General features: G+C 71.8%; 14 protein-coding genes and 1 riboswitch. Of the genes, 7 read left to right on the top strand and 7 right to left on the bottom strand.

The window, feature by feature from the left end; translation table 11 throughout:
• Positions 1-15: 15 nt before the first annotated feature.
• From WMF11_RS32960 to WMF11_RS32950, 3 genes are all read right to left on the bottom strand, one after another.
• On the bottom strand, positions 16-1101 hold the full coding sequence (locus WMF11_RS32960; protein ID WP_437973560.1) for a hypothetical protein: 1086 nt from the start codon (positions 1099-1101) through the stop codon (positions 16-18).
• Positions 1102-1190: 89 nt separating this feature from the next.
• Complete coding sequence (locus WMF11_RS32955; RefSeq protein ID WP_437973559.1) at positions 1191-1733, bottom strand: hypothetical protein; 543 nt, start codon at positions 1731-1733, stop codon at positions 1191-1193.
• A gap of 339 nt (positions 1734-2072) precedes the next feature.
• Positions 2073-4013 (bottom strand): protein kinase domain-containing protein, encoded by a 1941-nt coding sequence (locus tag WMF11_RS32950; RefSeq protein ID WP_437973558.1) that lies wholly within the window; start codon positions 4011-4013, stop codon positions 2073-2075.
• Between the two features lie 197 nt (positions 4014-4210).
• On the opposite strand from WMF11_RS32950, the gene WMF11_RS32945 reads away from it, so the two are divergent.
• Positions 4211-5872, top strand: a complete 1662-nt coding sequence (locus tag WMF11_RS32945; protein ID WP_437973557.1) for a sigma 54-interacting transcriptional regulator — start codon at positions 4211-4213, stop codon at positions 5870-5872.
• A 418-nt stretch (positions 5873-6290) separates the two neighbouring features.
• Here the strand turns inward: WMF11_RS32945 and WMF11_RS32940 are convergent, their stop codons facing one another.
• Positions 6291-6470 (bottom strand): hypothetical protein, encoded by a 180-nt coding sequence (locus tag WMF11_RS32940; protein ID WP_437903217.1) that lies wholly within the window; start codon positions 6468-6470, stop codon positions 6291-6293.
• 100 nt (positions 6471-6570) lie between these two features.
• Between WMF11_RS32940 and WMF11_RS32935 the strand changes: the two genes are divergently transcribed.
• The 6 genes from WMF11_RS32935 (at position 6571) to WMF11_RS32910 (ending at position 13663) form a co-directional block, all read left to right on the top strand.
• On the top strand, positions 6571-8013 hold the full coding sequence (locus WMF11_RS32935; protein WP_437973556.1) for a pectate lyase family protein: 1443 nt from the start codon (positions 6571-6573) through the stop codon (positions 8011-8013).
• A gap of 194 nt (positions 8014-8207) precedes the next feature.
• Positions 8208-8276: riboswitch (guanidine-III (ykkC-III) riboswitch) on the top strand.
• Positions 8277-8297: 21 nt separating this feature from the next.
• Positions 8298-8615 (top strand): quaternary ammonium compound efflux SMR transporter SugE, encoded by a 318-nt coding sequence (gene sugE, locus WMF11_RS32930; RefSeq protein WP_012238459.1) that lies wholly within the window; start codon positions 8298-8300, stop codon positions 8613-8615.
• Positions 8616-8669: 54 nt separating this feature from the next.
• On the top strand, positions 8670-9695 hold the full coding sequence (locus WMF11_RS32925) for a dipeptidase (RefSeq protein ID WP_437542784.1): 1026 nt from the start codon (positions 8670-8672) through the stop codon (positions 9693-9695).
• Between the two features lie 80 nt (positions 9696-9775).
• Entirely contained in the window at positions 9776-10540 is a 765-nt protein-coding gene (locus WMF11_RS32920) for a class I SAM-dependent methyltransferase (protein WP_437973555.1), read from the top strand.
• A gap of 38 nt (positions 10541-10578) precedes the next feature.
• Complete coding sequence (locus tag WMF11_RS32915; RefSeq protein WP_437973554.1) at positions 10579-11829, top strand: NAD(P)/FAD-dependent oxidoreductase; 1251 nt, start codon at positions 10579-10581, stop codon at positions 11827-11829.
• A 91-nt stretch (positions 11830-11920) separates the two neighbouring features.
• Positions 11921-13663 carry a serine/threonine-protein kinase gene (locus WMF11_RS32910; protein WP_437973553.1) on the top strand — a complete coding sequence of 581 codons (1743 nt, stop codon included), beginning with the start codon at positions 11921-11923 and terminating at the stop codon, positions 13661-13663.
• 30 nt (positions 13664-13693) lie between these two features.
• On the opposite strand, the gene WMF11_RS32905 is transcribed toward WMF11_RS32910, so the two are convergent.
• Genes WMF11_RS32905 through WMF11_RS32895 form a run of 3 tightly spaced genes read right to left on the bottom strand, consistent with a single transcriptional unit; the run spans position 13694 to position 17660 of the window.
• Complete coding sequence (locus tag WMF11_RS32905) at positions 13694-14563, bottom strand: hypothetical protein (RefSeq protein WP_437973552.1); 870 nt, start codon at positions 14561-14563, stop codon at positions 13694-13696.
• Between the two features lie 2 nt (positions 14564-14565).
• The gene (locus WMF11_RS32900; RefSeq protein WP_437973551.1) at positions 14566-15450 is read right to left on the bottom strand and encodes a hypothetical protein; all 885 of its coding nucleotides are present in this window, start codon (positions 15448-15450) and stop codon (positions 14566-14568) included.
• An 8-nt stretch (positions 15451-15458) separates the two neighbouring features.
• A complete protein-coding gene (locus tag WMF11_RS32895; RefSeq protein WP_437973550.1) occupies positions 15459-17660 on the bottom strand; it encodes a TonB-dependent receptor in 2202 nt (733 codons plus the stop codon).
• Positions 17661-17794 lie beyond the last annotated feature (134 nt).

Raw genomic sequence — 17794 nt, 5'->3', positions numbered from 1 at the left:
CGTGTATGTCGGTTCTCAGGCGAGGGAGAAGCAACGCAAGACACCAAGGTAGGCTTTGGCCGACAGAGCTCGATCCGGGCCGAGGACGATCTTCAGGTCGATCCAGCGGCGCACGCGGGACGGCCATTCGCCCTCCTGGCAGCGCTCGCGCGAGGAGCCGGGCCACGCGGCGAGCGCGTCGCGCTGCGAGGGCGTGCAGATGCCGAGCGACGAGAGCCGCTCGAGCGTCGCGCTCCGGCCCGGGTCCAGCTTCCGGGTCGCGAGATCGAAGAGCTCGATCCCGAGCCGAGGAGCGACGCTGTCTCCGAGGGTGACGTCGATCGTGACGCGCTCGTCCTCGACGCGCAGCGTTTCCAGCAGCTCCTCCACCTCACCGGGGTTGCCCGGCCAGCCCACCCCGAGCAGGTAGCCGGTGAGCCGGTCGCGCGGCAGCGAGACGTTGAGCTTGAGCGTCGCAGGCTGCCTGGCGCTCATGACGGACAGATGAACGACGTGGCCGCCTTCCGGCAACAGGGAGAATCCGCGGAGCAGCGCGGCCTGGGTCGCCGCCGGGACGGGCCCATCGAGGAGCACGGAGAGGGCCGCCTCGACGAGCCGGAGCCGGCCGCTCGGGCTGAAGTCGCGCTCTGCCTCCGGGGCTTCCAGGTTCGTGAGGGGCCTCGGATCCAGGCAGAGGAGCACGGACGGCTCGACCGGACCACGACGCGCGGCCGGCTGATCGAACTCGAACCAGAGCAGGGGAACCTGCTCGAACAGGAGGGTGCCGGGCGTGGTCCACGCGGCGAGGAGACGCCCTGGAGGGCCCCGGAGCAGATCGGCGCCTTCCGCCGGCGGAAGGCCGCCGGGGGCGACCGGATCTTCGCGGCGCGAGCGCGGGAGCCGAGACGCGAGGATCTCTCTCCCTTCCGCCAGGACACAGGCAAGAAAGTCGATCCGCGAAGCGGTCGCCCCCAGATGACATTCGAGGGTCAGGACCGAGGCGGCGTCCAGCAGGGCCGGGGCGCAGCGGCCGAAGGCGCGCCAGTCTCGCGGTGACACGAGCGTCGGCGGGACATGAGGCTCGACGAGCTCCAGCGTCTTCTCCATCGACCGAACGATCATGCAGCGACCTCTCGTCCTGCCGGGCCGTGCCCGCGTGATGACCACCGACTGCCGCGGTCGGCCTTCGAGCAGCGCCCGAGGCTACCCGCTCACCAGGCCTTGTACCAGGCGTCGCCGTTGAGCTCGGGAACGGCGAGATCCAGCAGGGCCTCGAGCGAACCGTCGTCGGTCGGGCCCCTTGCGATGTGGTTGTCGAGCTTCTTCTTCTGCCGCTCGCTCAGCTCGAACTCGCTCATCAGCGAGCTCCTGGATTCGTTCTTGTGCGCTTCATCGTCGGGGTGGAAGCGATTGTAGACCTCCGCGGTGTGCACCAGATGATAAAGAAAGGACAGGAGACCCGGCTTGCGTACCACGCCGCCCGCCGACGGGGCGGGCGCCTCGTCGCTCGTGATCTTGAAGAGTCTCCCGTTGACCTCATCCTTCGCGAGGTAGAGGACGTTCGCGATGCAGCCGTCGTCGGGGTGCCCCATGTCGCCGCACTTGCTGAACACCTTCTTCTCGGTCGCGCTCAGGCCAAAGTCTTTCAGCACCTTGTTCTTGTCCTGGTTCACGCTGAGGCCCGTGTACCTCAGGTGATAGAGCAATGACAGGACGCCGGGCGGAGTTGTCGTTGTCTCTATGGTCATCGTCATGATTCCCTCGCGTGCTGGTCTTGAAGGGCACTCGATCCGGTCAAGAGAGATTCGGGATGGAACCGAACCGGCTGCGAACAGGAAGTGCACGGCGTGTACCAGCCATGCGTGCATGTCCGCCGCCCAGCCGACGTGCGGGGATGCGGGCGTTTCCAGGCCGGGATGGGACGGCGACCACGGGCGTTCCGTCGAGCGCGCGCGGCAAACTGTCGGCCGACGTGTCGGCCGACGTGTCGGCGGGCGTGCCGGCCGAGGTCTCGGCGCCGTGCCGGTGCCGCGCCGGCGGACATGTCGGCGCCGTGCGGCACCCTGCCGGCCGACATGATGTCGGCGCGGCGCCTACGCCGGCCCGGGCTCCAGGGAGATCTGGATCGTCTGCTCCCCCTCGAGCAGCGGCCGCGCCACGTCGCGCCCCGCCACCCTGTAGACGGTCGTCGATTCGCCCCTGGGCCAGATGCTCCGCGCGCCGGCGCTCTCGAACTTGAACTCCTGCCGGGCGGCCCGGCAGACCGCCTCGTCGACGAGGATCTCCCCGGACAGCGCTGCGCGCGCGAGGTGGGAGGCGGCGTTCACGGCCTCCCCGAGCACCGTGTAGCCGAGCCGCGCGCAGGCGTGCGAGCCGACCTCCGCCGCCAGGACGCTGCCGGTCGAGACGCCCGCGCATACCCCGTGAGCGTAAGGCGAGTCGTTCCCCGTACGCCGGGCGACCGTCTCGAGCTGCTCGCGCACGGCGACGCATGCCGAGAGCGCCCGGTCGAGGTGCTCCGGCCCGTGGAACACCGCCATGACGGCGTCGCCCACGAATTTGTCGACGATGCCTCCCTGCGCCAGGAGCTCCGGGACGATCACCTCGAAGTTGGCGTTGAGCAGCCGCGTGGCCTCGGCGGGCGGCCGCTCCTGCGCCACGCGGGTGAACCGGAAGACATCGACGAACGCGACGGTCGCCTCCAGCGCCTCGCTCGCGGCTGCGCCCGCGGGCCCGAGCGCCCGGAGCCGCTCCACCAGGGCAGAGTTCGTGAACTTCCGCAGGATGTCGTTCTCCTCGTTCGCCTGGGCTTTCTGTCGCTGCTGCTCCGCGGCGCGGAGGGACTTCTCCAGCGTGGTCTCGAGGTCGACGAAATCGAGCGGCTTGAAGAGGAAGTCGAACGCCCCCCGGTTCATGGCGCGACGGATGTTGGTCATGTCGCCGTACGCGGACACGATCACCGTCCTCGCGAGCGGGTTCACCTCAGGGATGTGCTCGAGCAGGGTGAGCCCGTCCATGACGGGCATGTTGATGTCGGTGACGACGACATCGATGTCCGGGTGTCGCCGGAGCTCCTCGAGGGCGTGCTGGCCGTTGTCGGCGAAGATGAGCTCGTAGGCGGAGCCCTTCTTGTTCTGCCGAAAATGCATCTTCAGCAGGAGCTGCATGTCGGGCTCGTCATCGACGATGAGGATCTTGGCGGGCTTGCTCCCCGCGTCGCACACCGCGGCGAACGCCGTGATGAGCTCGCGGGACGACTGGAATCTCCGGGTCCGGTCCTTTGCCAGGGCGCGCTCGAAGAATCGATCGAACCCGGGGAGCAAGGCGGCGTCGAGCGACGAGGGCGGCGGGAACGGATCGGTGCAGATGCTGACGATGAGCCCTGGCAGGTTGTCTGTTGAGAACGGAAAGTGGCCAGTGAGCGCGCGGTACGCGATGACGCCGAGCGACCAGAGGTCGGCCAGGGGGTGGGGAACGGCGCCGCGGACCTGCTCCGGGCTCATGTACGCGGGGGTTCCGATGCGCGTACCGCTCCAGTCACGCGCATCGAAGAGCCGCCACCCCACCCCGAAATCGAGGATCTTCACGGACTCGGCGGACGCACCCCGGGCGAGGAAGATGTTCGCGGGCTTGAGATCACAGTGGACAATGCCTGCCGCGCTCGCTGCCTCGAGGCCCGAGCTGAGCTGCCGGAGCAATGACAGCACGGCCGCCGCCGGGAGCTGGCGCGTGCGGCGGAGCCGGCTCTCGAGGTCTTCGCCCTCGAGCAGCTCCATGACGATATAGGGAGAACCCTCATCGATTCCGTAGTCGTGGACTTGGACGATGTGCTCGTTGCGGAGACGGGCGACGGTCGTCGCCTCCTGCTCGAAGCTGCGCCTTGCGTCGAAGGAGACGACGTTCTCGGGCATCATCCGCTTCAGCGCCACCGGCCGGCGGAGCATCTGATCGAAGGCCTCCCAGACGATGCCCATGCCGCCGCGGCCGATCTCACGCCGGAGCGCGTATCTCCCGCCGACCGTTTGGCCCTTCACAAAGGAAAACTACTACGCGTGAGCGCACATCGTGTCAACTGGCGTTACGGTGTCCGCGCCCAGGCGACGACGGCGCCAAAGCGGCTCGGTGTGCTCGAATGTGCGCGTCGCGCGTGGCGTGAGGAGCGTGGAGGGACCGAACGCCGGCTCCGCTGAGCTTGCAAGTCTTTTCGGTGGGCGCGTATCCTCCCCACCCCATGGTGACCGAGCGAACAGGGCTCACCACGATCGCGAACGCGACGACGCTGCACCCCGACACGAGCCCCTCACGGCGGGCATGCCCGCGCCTCGCTCCGTCCCTGTCCGTCCTCTACCATCCTCGTCTCGAGCGCATCGGTGAGCGCGCCGTCCTCGCAGACCTCGCGCTTCGCGATGCGGTCGCGCTGTCGCGCATGGAGCCGTACTTCGGTCCACCGGGTGCGATCGCCGATGCGCCGCTCGGGGATACCCACCTGAGCCGCAAACCCCTGCGCATCATCGCGCTGCCCGACGACCGGATCCGGCTGGACGCGGCGGAGCGCGGCTCCCACGTCGCGGTCGACGGCGCCCCGCTGGAGGGGAGCCGCGATTTCTCGCTCGGCGAGGTGACGCGGGGGATCGTTATCGAGCTCGCCAGTCGCGTCGTCCTGCTGCTCCACATGGTCGATCCGTCCCCGCGCGAGCCGGGGGAGCGCCTCGGCCTGGTTGGCGATAGCGACCTTCTGGAGCGGACGCGGTGGCATATCCGCCGCGTCGCCGACCTCGGGGCTGCGGTGCTCCTCCGCGGCGAGACGGGCACGGGAAAGGAGCTCGCCGCGAGGGCGATCCACCAGGCCGGCAGCCGGCGCAATCAGCCCTTCGTGGCCGTCAACATGGCGGCGATCCCTCCGTTGCTGGCGGCCGCGGAGCTCTTCGGCGCCGAGCGCGGATCGTATACCGGCGCCCTGCGCGACCGTCCCGGTTACTTCGGCTCGGCCGAGGGAGGGACGCTGTTCCTCGACGAGATCGGCGAAGCGCCGCCCGACGTGCAGGCGATGCTCCTCAGGGCCCTCGAGACGGGCGAGATCCAGGCGGTGGGCGCCCAGCAGCCGAAGAAGACGCGCATTCGGCTGATCACCGCCACGGACGCCGATCTGGAGGCCAAGGTGGCGGAGGGGGCTTTTCGCGCTCCGCTGCTCCACCGCCTGGCCGGTTACGAGATCTCGCTCCCTCCGCTCCGCGATCGCCGAGACGATCTCGGGCGCCTGCTCCTCCACTTCCTGCGCGAGGAGCTGGCGGCCTCGGGTGATGCGCATCGGCTCGACGCGCCGCGGCCCGACGGCGCCCCGTGGTTGCCGGCGTCCGTGGTGGCCCGGCTCGCGCGGTACGACTGGCCGGGGAACATCCGTCAGCTCCGGAACGTGGCGCGGCAGCTGGTCGTGGGGAGCCAGGGCGCGGCGCGCCTGGAGGGGGCGCCGGCGCTCGATCACCTGCTCCAGCGGGCAGCCCCGGAGCAGCGGAGCCACGCCGACGGCGATCGCGCGGCTGCGGCGAGATCGGCGCGGCCGGAGACCGCCACGGCGGCGCGGGCGAGCTCGGGCTCGGGGAAGGGCGCGGGCTGGCGCAAGCCCTCCGACGTGCGGGAAGAGGAGCTGATCGACGCGCTCCGCCGGAGCCGGTGGGATTTCAAGGCCGCCGCCGAGCAGCTCGGGGTCTCGCGGACGTCGCTCTATGCGCTCGTGGAGAGCTGCCCGCAGGTCCGCCAGGCGAGCCATCTCGCGCCGGACGAGGTCGCCCGCTGCTACGCGGAGTGCGGTGGACACATCGACGCGATGGTGGAGCGCCTCATGGTCTCCAAGCGGGCCCTTCAGCGCAGGATCCGTGAGTTGCGTCTGGCATAGAGACGTGATGCCGGGGTTCGAGCCGGTCAATCGCCGGCGCCTCGGCGTCTCGTTCGTTCGGCTCTTCACGTGGGATCTCTGCCTCGGATTCGTGGGCGTCCGCCTGCCCGTCGAGCTCTGATCGTCGCCGGCGCCTCATGCCGAGAAGGTCCGAACGACCGGTCAGAATCGGCCTTTATGAGCGATTGCCCGGAGCCAGACCAGAAAGACCAGCAATCGCCTGCGGACGTCGCCCCGCGTGACCTGAACGCACCTCGGGGAGCGCATCGCGCTCGACCGCGACGCCGATGGGCGAGCGTCGAACGATTCCCCTTCTCGGCGCGCCCGGCGGGCGGGCGCGCCTCGCGATGACATGAGCCCGCTCGTGCGCTGCTCGTGCAGGATAACCAGCATCGCTTCATCTGGCGATATGGAATTTTCAGATCGATTTTGATGTGCCCTGTCGCACAGATTGGCAATTGATGATTGCCATCGGTGAATCGAGTCCTGTAGGGTCATCACAGTACGGCTTGCGGTGAAGAGCGCCGTTCAAGACCTCCTGCGCCAGGCAGCCGAGGGCGGGCCCATCGCGCCGCTGCGCCGCGTCGCCCTGCTTCATCAGGGCACATCGTCGCGTCCAGCGCCGCGCCCACCCTGGGCTTCCTTGTTCGATCCGGTCTTGTTCGGCGCCAGATACGTACGAAAGGGGAACGAGACACATGGCATTCCTTCCTACTTGCTCTTCCATCGGCGCACAGGGGCTCCGCCGCTTCGGGTGCGCGATCGCCGCGGTCTCTGCGCTCACGGCGATATCGGCTCCAGCCAGCGCGCTCCCGTCGTTTCCGGGGGCAGAGGGCTTTGGCGCCGTCGCGACCGGCGGGCGCGGCGGGCGCGTCATCAAGGTCACCAACCTGCGCACGAGCGGGTCGGGGAGCCTCCAGGCGGCCCTCGACGCGAGCGGGCCTCGTATCATCGTCTTCGACGTGAGCGGCGTGATCGAAGGGGATGTCGTCATCCGGAACGGCGACGTGACGATCGCGGGCCAGACGGCGCCCGGCGCGGGCATCACCATCCGCGGTCGCTTGACCGCCAGGTACTCCACCGCGGTCAACAACATCATTGCACGGTTCTTGCGAGTCCGGCCCGTGCACGACGGCTCGGCCGGAGAGCAGTTCGACGCGACGCAGATCTCGCGGAACTCGAAGGTGATGCTGGATCACATGTCGATCGCCTGGGGCGTCGACGAGACCGTGGACCTCTATGAGGCAGATGACGTCACGGTCCAGTGGTCCACCATCGAATCGTCGGCGACCAAGGGGCATCCAGAGGGGATGCATAATTACGGTCTCATCAACGGCCCTGATGGCCACCGGATCACGCTCCACCACAACCTGTTCGCCCATCACAAGGCGCGTTGTCCCGCGGTCGCGAACGGCCCGGCCGACATCCGCAACAACGTGGCCTACAACGTGAGGCACGGCTTCGTGCACCACAACCGGGCGAGCGGCCAGTTCAACATCGTGGGCAACACCTACATCAAGGGGCCCAGCGATCAGCTGATCCCGTTCTACTTCGACGGCAGCGCCGGCGCGGGGCTCAAGTACTTCCTCGGCGACAACTACATCGACGATCCCGGGAAGTTCACGGGCACCGTCGAGAACCCCTGGAAGCAGCCGTACCTCCACCCGAGCTTCAGCAGGCTCAACAAACCCGAGTCGTACCGCTCGGCGACGCAGTTCAATTTCACGCGGGATGTCCCGGGGTACATCCCGGTGACGACGCAACGCGCGCAGGACGCGGCTCGGCTCGTCGCCGCGCAGGCGGGCTCGCTGCCGCGCGACGTGGTGACGAAGGGCGTCTTCAAGAACATGGAGCGCCGCGACGGCTCGTGGGGCGCCCGCTACGTGAGCAACCTGATGGAGGGTCTCAGCCCGGGGTCGGCCCCCGCAGACGCCGACCGCGACGGCATGGCGGACGCGTGGGAGCGGGCGCACGGCCTCAGCTCATCGAACGCGAGCGACCACACCAAGGTGATGCCGTCCGGATACACCGCGATAGAGGAGTACATCAACGAGCTCGCCGCCGCGCTGATCCGCCAGGCGGGGGGCAGCTTCTCGATGCTCCCGGACGAGGGGGGAATCGAGGAGCAAATCGAGGAGTAATCGAGAAATAGATCGAGAAGTAGATCGAGTAGCGAGCTCCAGGGGAGCGCGATCGAGGCGCCGCGGCGTGGTCCACCCCTACCGCGCCGCCCCGCGCAGCGGAGCGGGAGCGGCGGCGACGGCGCGGCCTCGCGACGCGGCGCGGCGCCGGCTGGCTGCCTGTTGCGCAGGCCGTCGCCGCTGCTAGGTTCCCCGCGGCGCTCCTTCAGACAGAGCGTCCCGGACGAGACGCGCCGTACCCGGTCAGGATAAGACGACGCAGCCGCATCACGAGGAGAGTCGTCATGTCCTGGCTGGCGTTGCTCCTGGCAGGCCTGCTCGAGGTCTGCTGGGCTATCGGTCTCAAATACACACACGGCTTCACGCGCCCGTTGCCAACGGCGCTCACGGTCGGCGCGATCATCACGAGCATCGCGCTCCTCGAGATCGCCTCGCGGACCTTGCCCATCGGCACGGCGTACGCCGTCTGGGTCGGCATCGGCGCGTTCGGGGCGGCGATCGCGGGCATCCTCCTGTTCGGCGAGCCCGCCACGGCCGCGAGGCTCGGCTTCCTCGCGCTGCTCGTTGTGTCCATCCTCGGCCTCAAGCTGGCGAGCCCCTGAGCGCTCGTCGCCCGGCGCGCGACCGGCCGCCTCGGGTCGACTAGCCTTCCCTCCATGCACGGAACACCCGAAGCCCGCGCCCTGCACGCGCAGTACCCCGCCATCGATCTCCACGCCGACAGCCTCATGTGGGCGCGCTGGGTCGGTTACGATCTGCAGGAGCGGCACGAGCCGCCGCTGCCGCTCGCGGCCCTCGGCGGGCACGTCGACGTCCCGCGGCTCCGCGAGGGCGGCGTCGGCGCGCAGTTCTTCGGGCTGGTCTCGCTGCCCATCGGGCAGCGGCGCGGGCTCGCCGCCGTCGTCGAGGAGCAGATCGATCTGCTGGAGCAGGCCGTCCGCGCGCGGCCCGGCCGCCTCGTGAAGGCGCTCACGGCCGAGGACATCGAGGCGGCGAGGGCCCGCGGCGCCGTCGCGGCGCTGCTCGGCGTCGAGGGGGCGCACGCGCTCGAAGGCGACCTCGACACCCTCGCTCGCTTCGCGCGGCGCGGCGTGCGCTACCTCGGGCTCTGCCACTTCAGCGCCAACGAGGCGTGTTATCCCGCCTACGGCAGCGGCCGCAGGGATGGTGAAGGCCTCACCGCCTTCGGCCGCGACGTCGTGCGCCTCGCCGAGGACCTCGGCGTCATCGTCGATCTCGCGCACATCAACCGGGCAGGCTTCCTCGACGCATGCGCGCTCGCCCGCCGCCCACCCATGGTCAGCCACACGGGTATCGCCGGCGCGTTCGATCACTGGCGCAACATCGATGACGAACAGCTCCGCGCGCTCGCCGATCGCGGCGGGTGCGCGGGGATCATCTTTTGTCCGCTTTATCTAGGCGGAAACGGGCTCGCGCCCGTCGTCAAGCACCTCGTGCACATCATCAACGTTGCCGGCGAGGACACGCCAGCGCTCGGATCCGATTGGGACGGTTTCATCATTCCCACTCGTGAGCTGCGTGATGCGGCCCATCTTCCGCTCTTGACGGATGCGCTGCTGCGAGCTGGCTTGAGCGAGCGTGTGATCGCCAAGGTGCTTCGAGAGAACGTGATGCGCATTTTGAGCGACAACCCGCTTCCAACGCGGCTCCCGGTTGCGTAGCCTCTCTCGACGGGCCGTCGGGGTGGGTGGTCCCTCCGGCGCTGCGCGAGATCCTCCTTAACTCGGAGCGGATGCAGGCCATGACTCTCCATCGCCTCGCTGCACAGGGCTACGCGACTGCAGCGGATGCTTACGAGAAGGGGCGCCCGGACTACCCGCGCGGCGCGATCGAGCTCCTGCGCGACACGCTCCGCCTCGACGCGACGAGCACGGTGCTCGATCTCGGCGCCGGCACCGGCAAGCTCACGCGCCTCCTGGTGCCCACGGGCGCGCGGCTGCTCGCGCTCGAGCCGGTCGAGGGGATGCGCCGCAAGCTGGGCCAGATGGTCCCGTCCGCCATCCCGCTCGATGGGGTCGCCGAGGCCATCCCCTTGCCCGAGACATCGGTCGACGCCGCGGTCGCCGCGCAGTCGTTCCACTGGTTTCACGGTGATCTCGCGCTCGCCGAGATCCACCGCGTGCTCCGGCCGAGAGGGCGCCTCTCCCTGCTCTTCAACCTGCGCGATGAGCGCGTCGACTGGGTCGCCCGCATCTCCCACATCCTCGACCGCCACGGCCGGGATGCTCCGGTACACAGGTTCGGCGCCTGGCGCCGGACGTTCTCCGACTCCCGCCTCTTCGCGCCGCTCGGAGAGCACGAGTTCACCCATACGCAGGAGCTCGACCTCGATGGGCTCCTCGAGCGCGTCGCGTCGATCAGCTACATCTCGGCGCTCCCCCTGCAGGAGCGTTATGCGGTCCTGAACGAGGTCCGCGAGCTGGCCGCGAGCCACCCGGACCTCGCGGGCAAGAGCGTGTACCTCTTCCCCTACCGGACGCTGGTGCCCCTGTACGAGCGGCGGTGAGCCCGCCGACGGGGGCGCCGTGCTAGAGCGGCCCCCGCATGGCGGCGCATGAAGTCGTGATCGTCGGAGGCGGGCCGGCGGGCGTGAGCACGGCGCTCTTCCTCGCCCACCATCGCCCGGCCCTCGCCGACAGGATCGTGGTGCTCGAAAAGGAGCGCTACCCGCGGGACAAGTCCTGCGCAGGCGGCCTCGGCGAGCGAGCGGACAGGGCGCTCTCGTCGATCGGGGTGACGATCGACGTGCCCTCGGTCGTGGTGCACGGCATCAGCGCGGCCTTCCAGGCCGGCGAGGTCGCGCTCCGCGAGGGCAACATCGGCCGCGTCGTCCGGCGCGCCGAGTTCGATCGCGCGCTCGCGCTCGCCGCGCGGGCGCGGGGCGTCCGGATCGTGGAGGGGGCGCGGGTGACCGGCGCCGCGCTGAGCGAGGACGGCGCCCGCGTCGAGAGCTCGGCCGGGGTGTTCGACGGCCGCGTCGTCGTCGGCGCGGACGGCGTCGGCAGCGTCGTTCGCCGCGCGATGGGGCTGCCGTTCGGCAGGCTGCGCGCGCAGGCCGTCGAGGTCGACACCGAGCCCGTCGCGGGGGACCGGGCGCGCGACCTCCTGCACTTCGAGATGCGGGACCGCTCGTTCGCCGGCTATCTGTGGGACTTCCCCACGATCGTCGACGGGCGCGAGCTCGTCTGCCGGGGGGCCTACGTGCTGCACGAGGGCGCGCTCGGCGCGGCGCGCCCCGCGCCCGACGCCGAGCGCGTGCTCCGGAGCAGGCTCGAGGCGCTCGGCCTCGACCCGGACCGCTACCGGCGAAAGCGCTTCGCCGAGCGAGGCCTCGACCGGCGGGACGTGATCGCGCGGCTCACCGCCCTGCTCGTCGGCGAGGCCGCGGGCATCGATCCGATGCTGGGCGAGGGGATCGCCCAGGCGATCGCGTACGGGGCCCTCGCGGGCGAGTACCTCGCCGAGAAGCTCGACGCCCGCGATCTCGGGTTCCACGACTGGGGCCGGCGCGTCGAGCGATCGCTGCTGGGCCTCGACCTGCGCTTCCGGCGCCGGGTGATGCGCGCCTTCTACGGCGCGCCGCGGGAGCGCGTCGAGCGTTACCTCCTCGGCGAGCCGTCGTTCCTGCGCTTCGGCGTCCGGCACTTCGCCGGCAGAGCCCAGCCGGCGGGCGACGCGCTCCGCGCCGCGGCGACGGGCGCGCTCGTCGCGGGCCGGATCGGGATCGAGCGCCTCGTCGCGTCGCTCCCGCCGCGCGCGCGCAGCGCGGGCAGCGCCGACGGCGCGCACGCCTGACGAGGCAGCGAGGCAGCGAGGCAGCGAGGCGTGCCGCGCGCACGTGAGCCCCGACACCCCCACGACGGCCACCATGCTAGCATCGCCCGCCATGGTCGCGCCGTTCCAGCCGGCGGTCGGGATGCTCTTCGGAGAGTTCCGGATCGTTCGGCCCCTCAGCGCCGGGGGCATGGGCGCCGTGTACATCGCCGAGCAGGCGAGCACTGGCAAGCTGCGGGCCCTCAAGCTCATGCACCCGCAGCTCTGCGCGGACGCCCGGCTGCGCGAGCGCTTCGAGCAGGAGGCGCGCGTCGGCGCGCTGGTGGAGAGCGATCACGTCGTGCAGGTGATCGGCGCCGGCGTGGACGCGGCCAGCGGCGTGCCCTGGCTCGCGATGGAGCTGCTCGAGGGGGAGGACCTCTCGCAGCGGATGAGGCGCAGCGGGCTGCTCTCGGCGCAGGACGTGCACGAGATCTTCCGGCAGGTCTGCCACGCGCTCGGCGCCGCCCACCGGGCGGGCGTGGTCCACCGGGACATGAAGCCGCAGAACGTGTTCCTCGCGAAGACGCAGAGCGCGACGGCGCGCTGGTCGGTCAAGGTCCTCGACTTCGGCATCGCGAAGATCGCAGCGGAGGCGAGCACGATGGCGACCGCGTCGCTCGGCACGCCCCTCTGGATGGCGCCCGAGCAGTCCGATCCGCGCGGGCAGATCTCGCCGGCGACCGACGTGTGGGCGCTCGGGCTGATCGCGTTCGCGCTGCTCACCGGGCGCATGTACTGGCGCGCCGCGAACGACCCGATGGGCACCGCGATGCCGGTGCTGCTCCGCGAGATCCTCTTCGAGGCGATCGACCCGGCGTCGGTGCGCGCGACCGCGCTCGGGCGCGCCGGCTGTATCGTGCACCCGTTCGACGCCTGGTTCGCGCGCTGCGTCGCGCGGGAGCCGTCGCAGCGCTTCCAGACGGCGCAGGAGGCCTTCGACGCGCTCGGCCCGGCGCTCTTCGTCAATCCGCTCGATCCGCGCAGCGTGCGCGCCGCCGGCGGCGCGATCTCGGTGGCGCCGTTCAGCGCCGCGGCGGCGCTCACCCCGGCGGGGCCTGCCTCGGGCCTGTCGATGACCGGACCGACCGAGATGGCCTCGGACGCGCGGCGCGCGCCGTCGTCGCCCGCCGGCGCGCGCGCGCCGTCCACCCCCGCGCCCGTCCTGGCGAGCAGCGCGCCGCCGGAGGCCCCTCCCAGGCCCGCGCGGCGGGGGCCGCTGCTCCTCGCGTGCGGCCTGGCCGGCGGCTTCGCGATGGCGGCGATCGCCTTTTACGCCGGCCGCGCGCAGAGCGACGTCCGCCAGGTGCAGCGCCTGCCGGTGCCGGCGCACCCGACGGTGGTCAGCCCGGGCCGCGGCGGTGACGCGCGCTCGCCGGCGCTGGCGGGCGACGCGAACGACACGAGCGGCGCGGGCGAGCGGCGGCCGTCGCCTGGCCCTCGCGACGCTCAGGCGCCGGCGCCCGCGCCGAGGTCCCCGCGCCCCACGCGCGAGGGCACCGCGCCGGCGGCGACGGCGGTCGCGGCGGCGCAGCCGAGCGCGGCGAGGCCGTTCGATCGCGGCGCGGCCCACGCGGCGCTGCAAGCGAAGGGCGCGACCGCGCGGATCCACTGCAAGGGCAAGGCGGGTCCGAAGGCGGTGACGGCGCGGGTGTTCTTCAACCCCGCGGGCGCCGTGCAGCGCGTCGCGATCGAGCCGCTGGTCGCGATGACCCCGGCCGGGAGCTGCGTGCAGATGCTGCTCGGCTCCGCGCGGGTCCCGGCGTTCGACGGGGGCGAGCTCCAGGACGTCACGACGGCGGTCGGGATCGAGTGATCGCCGCGGGCGAGCGCGCCGCCGGCCCCGTCACGGGTCGACAGAGACGCACTCGCCCTCGCCGCGGAAGTGCCCGATCGTGCGCGAGAGCGCCGCGACGAACGCCCCGAGATCATTGATGTCTCCGGCGCTGCCCGTCCCGTAGGTGCCCTCCTCGATCTCGACGAGGCGCACCGCGGCGAGCTCCTCCAGGGTGACGGCCCCGTCGTCGTCGGCGTCCGCGGCGGCGATGGGCGCGAACCGGCGCGCGGCGGTCGCGGCCTGGAGGTCGTCGTAGAAGAAGTGGTCGCCGTGGATGGTGAGCTCCACGTCGTCGGTGCCGCCGTTCGTGACGAGGACGCCCTCGGTCTCCTTGCCGGCCTTGTCGCCCTTGCAGTCGGCGTAGCGCGTCGCGAGCGAGAAGGTCCAGTCGAGGCGCTTCTCGACCTCGCCGCCGTCGCCGCTCTTCCGCGCGATCGCCTCGATGTGCACGGACGCTCCCGCCGCGAGCATGAGCGCCTTGTCCTCCTCCGTCGCGCCCTCGAGCGCGGTGTCCGCGTCCACCGGGCCGATCTCGTAGGAGACGGCCTCCCAGGGCTTCGCCTCGAGGTCGTCGAAGGCCACCACCGGCTTCGCGCCGGCCTTCGTGTGGTCGAACAGGATCGAGCCCTGCATGCGCGCTCCGACGTTCCCCTCGCGATCGGCGATGGTGACGTTCCGGACGACGAACAGGAACTTCTCGTACTGGATGCTCCAGCCGTCCGCGAGATCGGCGGCCGGGATCTCCTGCTCGATGTAGTCCTCTCCCCACGTCGAGAACGCCACGTTCCCGGTCCCCGACGCGCCGTCGTCGCCGCAGCCGGCGAGCGCCGCCCCGGCGAGCATCGCCGCCGTGACCCACAGTCCTTTCGTGATCTTCATCGTCATTCCTTCTCCTCCGGGGAGCCGGGCGCGAACGAGAGCGCGTAGGCCGTCCCCTTCTTGAGGCCCCGCGTGAAGCCGCGCTGGGCCTGGCTCTCGGGCTCGAGGTCGACCGGCGCGCCGTCGTCGCTCGCGGCGACGGCCTCGAAGTCGACCTGATCGAGCCAGACCGCCGGCTTCACGACGAGCGTGACGACGCCGGGCCCGTCGAGGAAGACCTCCTCGAAGACGCACCCCTCCACCGACGGCTCGCCGGTCGTGTCGTCGGCGACGTCGGCGACCAGCGCGCGCGCGCGGAACACCCGCGCGAGGTCGCCCTTCTCGGCGCGGCCCTCGACGGCGACGACGTGCCCGTCGAGCGCCGCGGCGAGCGGGCCCGAGGGCGGCGCGCCGAACGTGAAGCGCGCGGATCGCGCGACGCCGCTCACGGCGTCCGCGTCCGCGAGCGCCGTCGTCCCCAGCAGCAGGTCGACCGACGTCGGCTGCGTCATCTGGCCCCTCGCCTCGCCGGCCTGGTAGTGGCCCGGGTGCGCGTGCGCCTCGGGCACGGCCCACCGGGCGAGCCGCTCGAGCAGCGAGGGGGCGCCGCCCGGCGAGGGCCGCCGCGCCGTGAACGGGGCGCCCTCGAAGTAGTGGAGCGACCCGATCGACAGGTGCGCCTTCGACAGCGTGATGGTCCAGCCGAGCGCGTTCGTGAACGGCGCGACCGACGCCGCGTCGGGGGCGATCTGCGTCGCGAGCGTCAGGCGCTTGCCGGAGGTCGCGTCGTCGCCTGCGGCGCCGCACCCGGCGGCGAGCGCGCCCGCCGCGAGCGCCGCGGCGAGGCGCCCCGCCGCGGCGAGGGCGGCGCGCCGGCGGGACAGGGGCTGTGCGGTGGTGGATGTCATCGAGGTCCTCAGCCGATGTAGAGGGAGAGCGAAGCGAGGAAGCTGCGCGGGGCGCCGACCGTCACGTGCCGCGCGGGGAGGAGGTCGGGCGCCGCGCCGCGGGTGAAGCTCGAGGGGTAGACGAACTCGCCGTCGAACCACGCCGCGTCGAGGAGGTTGTAGACGTCGAGCCCGAGCTCGATGCGGTGGTAGCGGACGTGGGCCGTCACGTCGGTGACGAGCGCGTCGTGGCCGACCTCTCCGTACGGCAGGGGGCGGCCGTGGAGCAGCGTCACGCCAGCGCCGGCGCGGGCCTCGAGGCGCCTGCCGAAGAGCGCGCCGAGGCGCGGCGTCACCGCGAGATCGGCGCGGGCGACGACCTGGGGCACGAAGGGGAGGAGATCACCCGCCGCGTAGCGCCCGCCGGAGGCGGTGAAGGCGGCCCGGGTGTACGTCAGGCCGACGCTCGACACGAGCCACGGCGCCGGGTGCGCCACCGCGTCGAGGGCCACCCCGGTGCGGGCCGTGGCGGGCACGGGCTCATTGCGGGCGGTCGCCTCGTCGAAGACGAGATCTTGGCTGAGGCGCGTGTGGAACAGCGCCGCCGACGCCCGCACGAGCTCGTCGGCGTAGCGGAGCCCGGCCTCGGCGGAGAGCACCCGCGTGAAGGGGGTCCGCTCGCCGTCGCCGAGGCTGCGCGCCTGGGGCGAGCGGAACCCCTGACCCACGCTGGCGAGCGCGCGGAGTCCGGGGAGCAGCGCCACGTCGACCGTGCCCTTGCCGCCCACGTGGACGCCCTGCGCGCTGCGCGCCTGCGCCCCCTGGCCGACGTTGTCGACGACCTGGTACGCGAGGCCGTCGGCGCGCAGCCCGCCGCGCAGCGTGATCCGCCGCGCCGGCCGGATCGACGCGTCGAGGTAGCCGGCGATGTCGGTCGCGCGGACCTTCGCATCGACGAGCGTTGCGGTCGGCCTGTCGTCGACGGCCGCGAGGCGCCGCTGCGACTGCTCGATCCAGTCGGTGCGCGCGACGACGCCCGCCTCGAACGTGTCGCGGTCGGAGAGCAGCGGGAAGGTGAGCCGGTACGACGCGGTGGCGCCCGCCGTGATCGCCTCGTTGAGCTGCTGGGTGGCGTCGCCGTTCGTGGGGTCCGCCAGGTACCCGGTGAAGTTCGAGCGCAGCCGGAGCGCGCGCAGCACGACGAACGGCGTGAGCGAGAGGCCCTCCCCGCGGGCGGCGCCGTCGCCCGAGCCGCGCAGATCGACGACGAGCTGCGCGCGCGACGAGTCACCGCCCTGATCGGGATCGTACGAGGCGAAGCGGTCGACCTTGCCCGACTCGATGTCGCAGAGGCGCAGGACGCCCGCGGAGCCGCAGCGGGAGGCGAACGCCGACGCCATCACCCGCGCGGAGACGCCGGCGAGCGGCCGGTAGACGGCCTGCGCGACGAGCGAGGCCCGGCCGGCGGCGCGGGCGGGCCCGAAGCCGTCGGTCCCGTACGCCTCGAAGGCCGCGAACGTGGCGTCGTCCGCGTTCTCGGGGTGGTAAGCGAGGAAGAGCCGGCGCGCGCCGAACGAGCCCGCCGAGGCGGAGGCGGTGATCCCCGGCTCGCCGTAGGCGAGATCGAAGCGCATCGTCCCGGCGACCGCGAAGTCGCCCTGGCGCGGGTCGTACGATCCCGGCTGCGCGCGGAGCTCGCCGATCACCTCCGGCATCACGAAATGGAGGTCGGTATAGCCCTGGCCGTGGACGTTGGAGACCTCGTTGACCGGCGCGCCCGCGACCCAGATCTCGAGGTCCTGCCCGTGGACCGCGTCGAAGCCGCGGAAGAAGATCTGGTGCGCCTTGCACTCGCCGCTGTGCTGGGAGGTGAACACGCCCGGCACGAGCTGCAGCACGTCGCTCGCCGTCCGGTGGGGCGCCGCCCGGATCTCGGCCTGCCCGCGCACCGACTCGGAGGCGCTGCGCGGCGGCGCCGCGCCCTGCACCACGACCGTGATGGGCGCGGCGTCGGGCGCGGGCGCAGCGGCGCCCGCAGCGCCGTAGGCGGGCGCCGCTGCGCCGGCGCCGCCCGAGGCATCGCCGCCCGCCGACGTTGTCGCCCCGGCTGCGGGGGGAGGCGCGGCGCCGTCGCCGGCGCGTGCGGGTGCGGCACCGTCGCCGGCGCGCGCAGGCGCGACGGACGCGATGACAAGAAGCAGCGGGAACGCCGTGCTCAGGGAGCGGATCACAGGTGGGCTGGCCAGTAGCACGATTTTATCGGTTCGTGTTATCATGCGGACGCGCACGCTCGCCCGGCGGGCGCGCCGGCGGTTTGGTCGACGTCGCAGGCGGCGAGCGCGGTCGTGCGGTCGTGCGGTCGTGC

The sequence above is a fragment of the Sorangium sp. So ce295 genome (genome assembly GCF_051527405.1).
Lineage (GTDB): Bacteria > Myxococcota_A > Polyangia > Polyangiales > Polyangiaceae > Sorangium > Sorangium cellulosum_B.
This window is presented reverse-complemented; position numbering and strand designations above follow the sequence as displayed.

What these genes read in the sequence shown, in the direction of transcription:
- WMF11_RS32960 (WP_437973560.1), bottom strand. Translation starts at nt 1,101, where the DNA reads ATGATCGTTCGGTCGATGGAGAAGACGCTGGAGCTCGTCGAGCCTCAT.
- WMF11_RS32955 (WP_437973559.1), bottom strand. Translation starts at nt 1,733, where the DNA reads ATGACGATGACCATAGAGACAACGACAACTCCGCCCGGCGTCCTGTCA.
- WMF11_RS32945 (WP_437973557.1), top strand. Translation starts at nt 4,211, where the DNA reads ATGGTGACCGAGCGAACAGGGCTCACCACGATCGCGAACGCGACGACG.
- WMF11_RS32940 (WP_437903217.1), bottom strand. Translation starts at nt 6,470, where the DNA reads ATGAAGCAGGGCGACGCGGCGCAGCGGCGCGATGGGCCCGCCCTCGGC.
- WMF11_RS32935 (WP_437973556.1), top strand. Translation starts at nt 6,571, where the DNA reads ATGGCATTCCTTCCTACTTGCTCTTCCATCGGCGCACAGGGGCTCCGC.
- sugE (WP_012238459.1), top strand. Translation starts at nt 8,298, where the DNA reads ATGTCCTGGCTGGCGTTGCTCCTGGCAGGCCTGCTCGAGGTCTGCTGG.
- WMF11_RS32925 (WP_437542784.1), top strand. Translation starts at nt 8,670, where the DNA reads ATGCACGGAACACCCGAAGCCCGCGCCCTGCACGCGCAGTACCCCGCC.
- WMF11_RS32920 (WP_437973555.1), top strand. Translation starts at nt 9,776, where the DNA reads ATGACTCTCCATCGCCTCGCTGCACAGGGCTACGCGACTGCAGCGGAT.
- WMF11_RS32915 (WP_437973554.1), top strand. Translation starts at nt 10,579, where the DNA reads ATGGCGGCGCATGAAGTCGTGATCGTCGGAGGCGGGCCGGCGGGCGTG.
- WMF11_RS32910 (WP_437973553.1), top strand. Translation starts at nt 11,921, where the DNA reads ATGGTCGCGCCGTTCCAGCCGGCGGTCGGGATGCTCTTCGGAGAGTTC.
- WMF11_RS32905 (WP_437973552.1), bottom strand. Translation starts at nt 14,563, where the DNA reads ATGAAGATCACGAAAGGACTGTGGGTCACGGCGGCGATGCTCGCCGGG.
- WMF11_RS32900 (WP_437973551.1), bottom strand. Translation starts at nt 15,450, where the DNA reads ATGACATCCACCACCGCACAGCCCCTGTCCCGCCGGCGCGCCGCCCTC.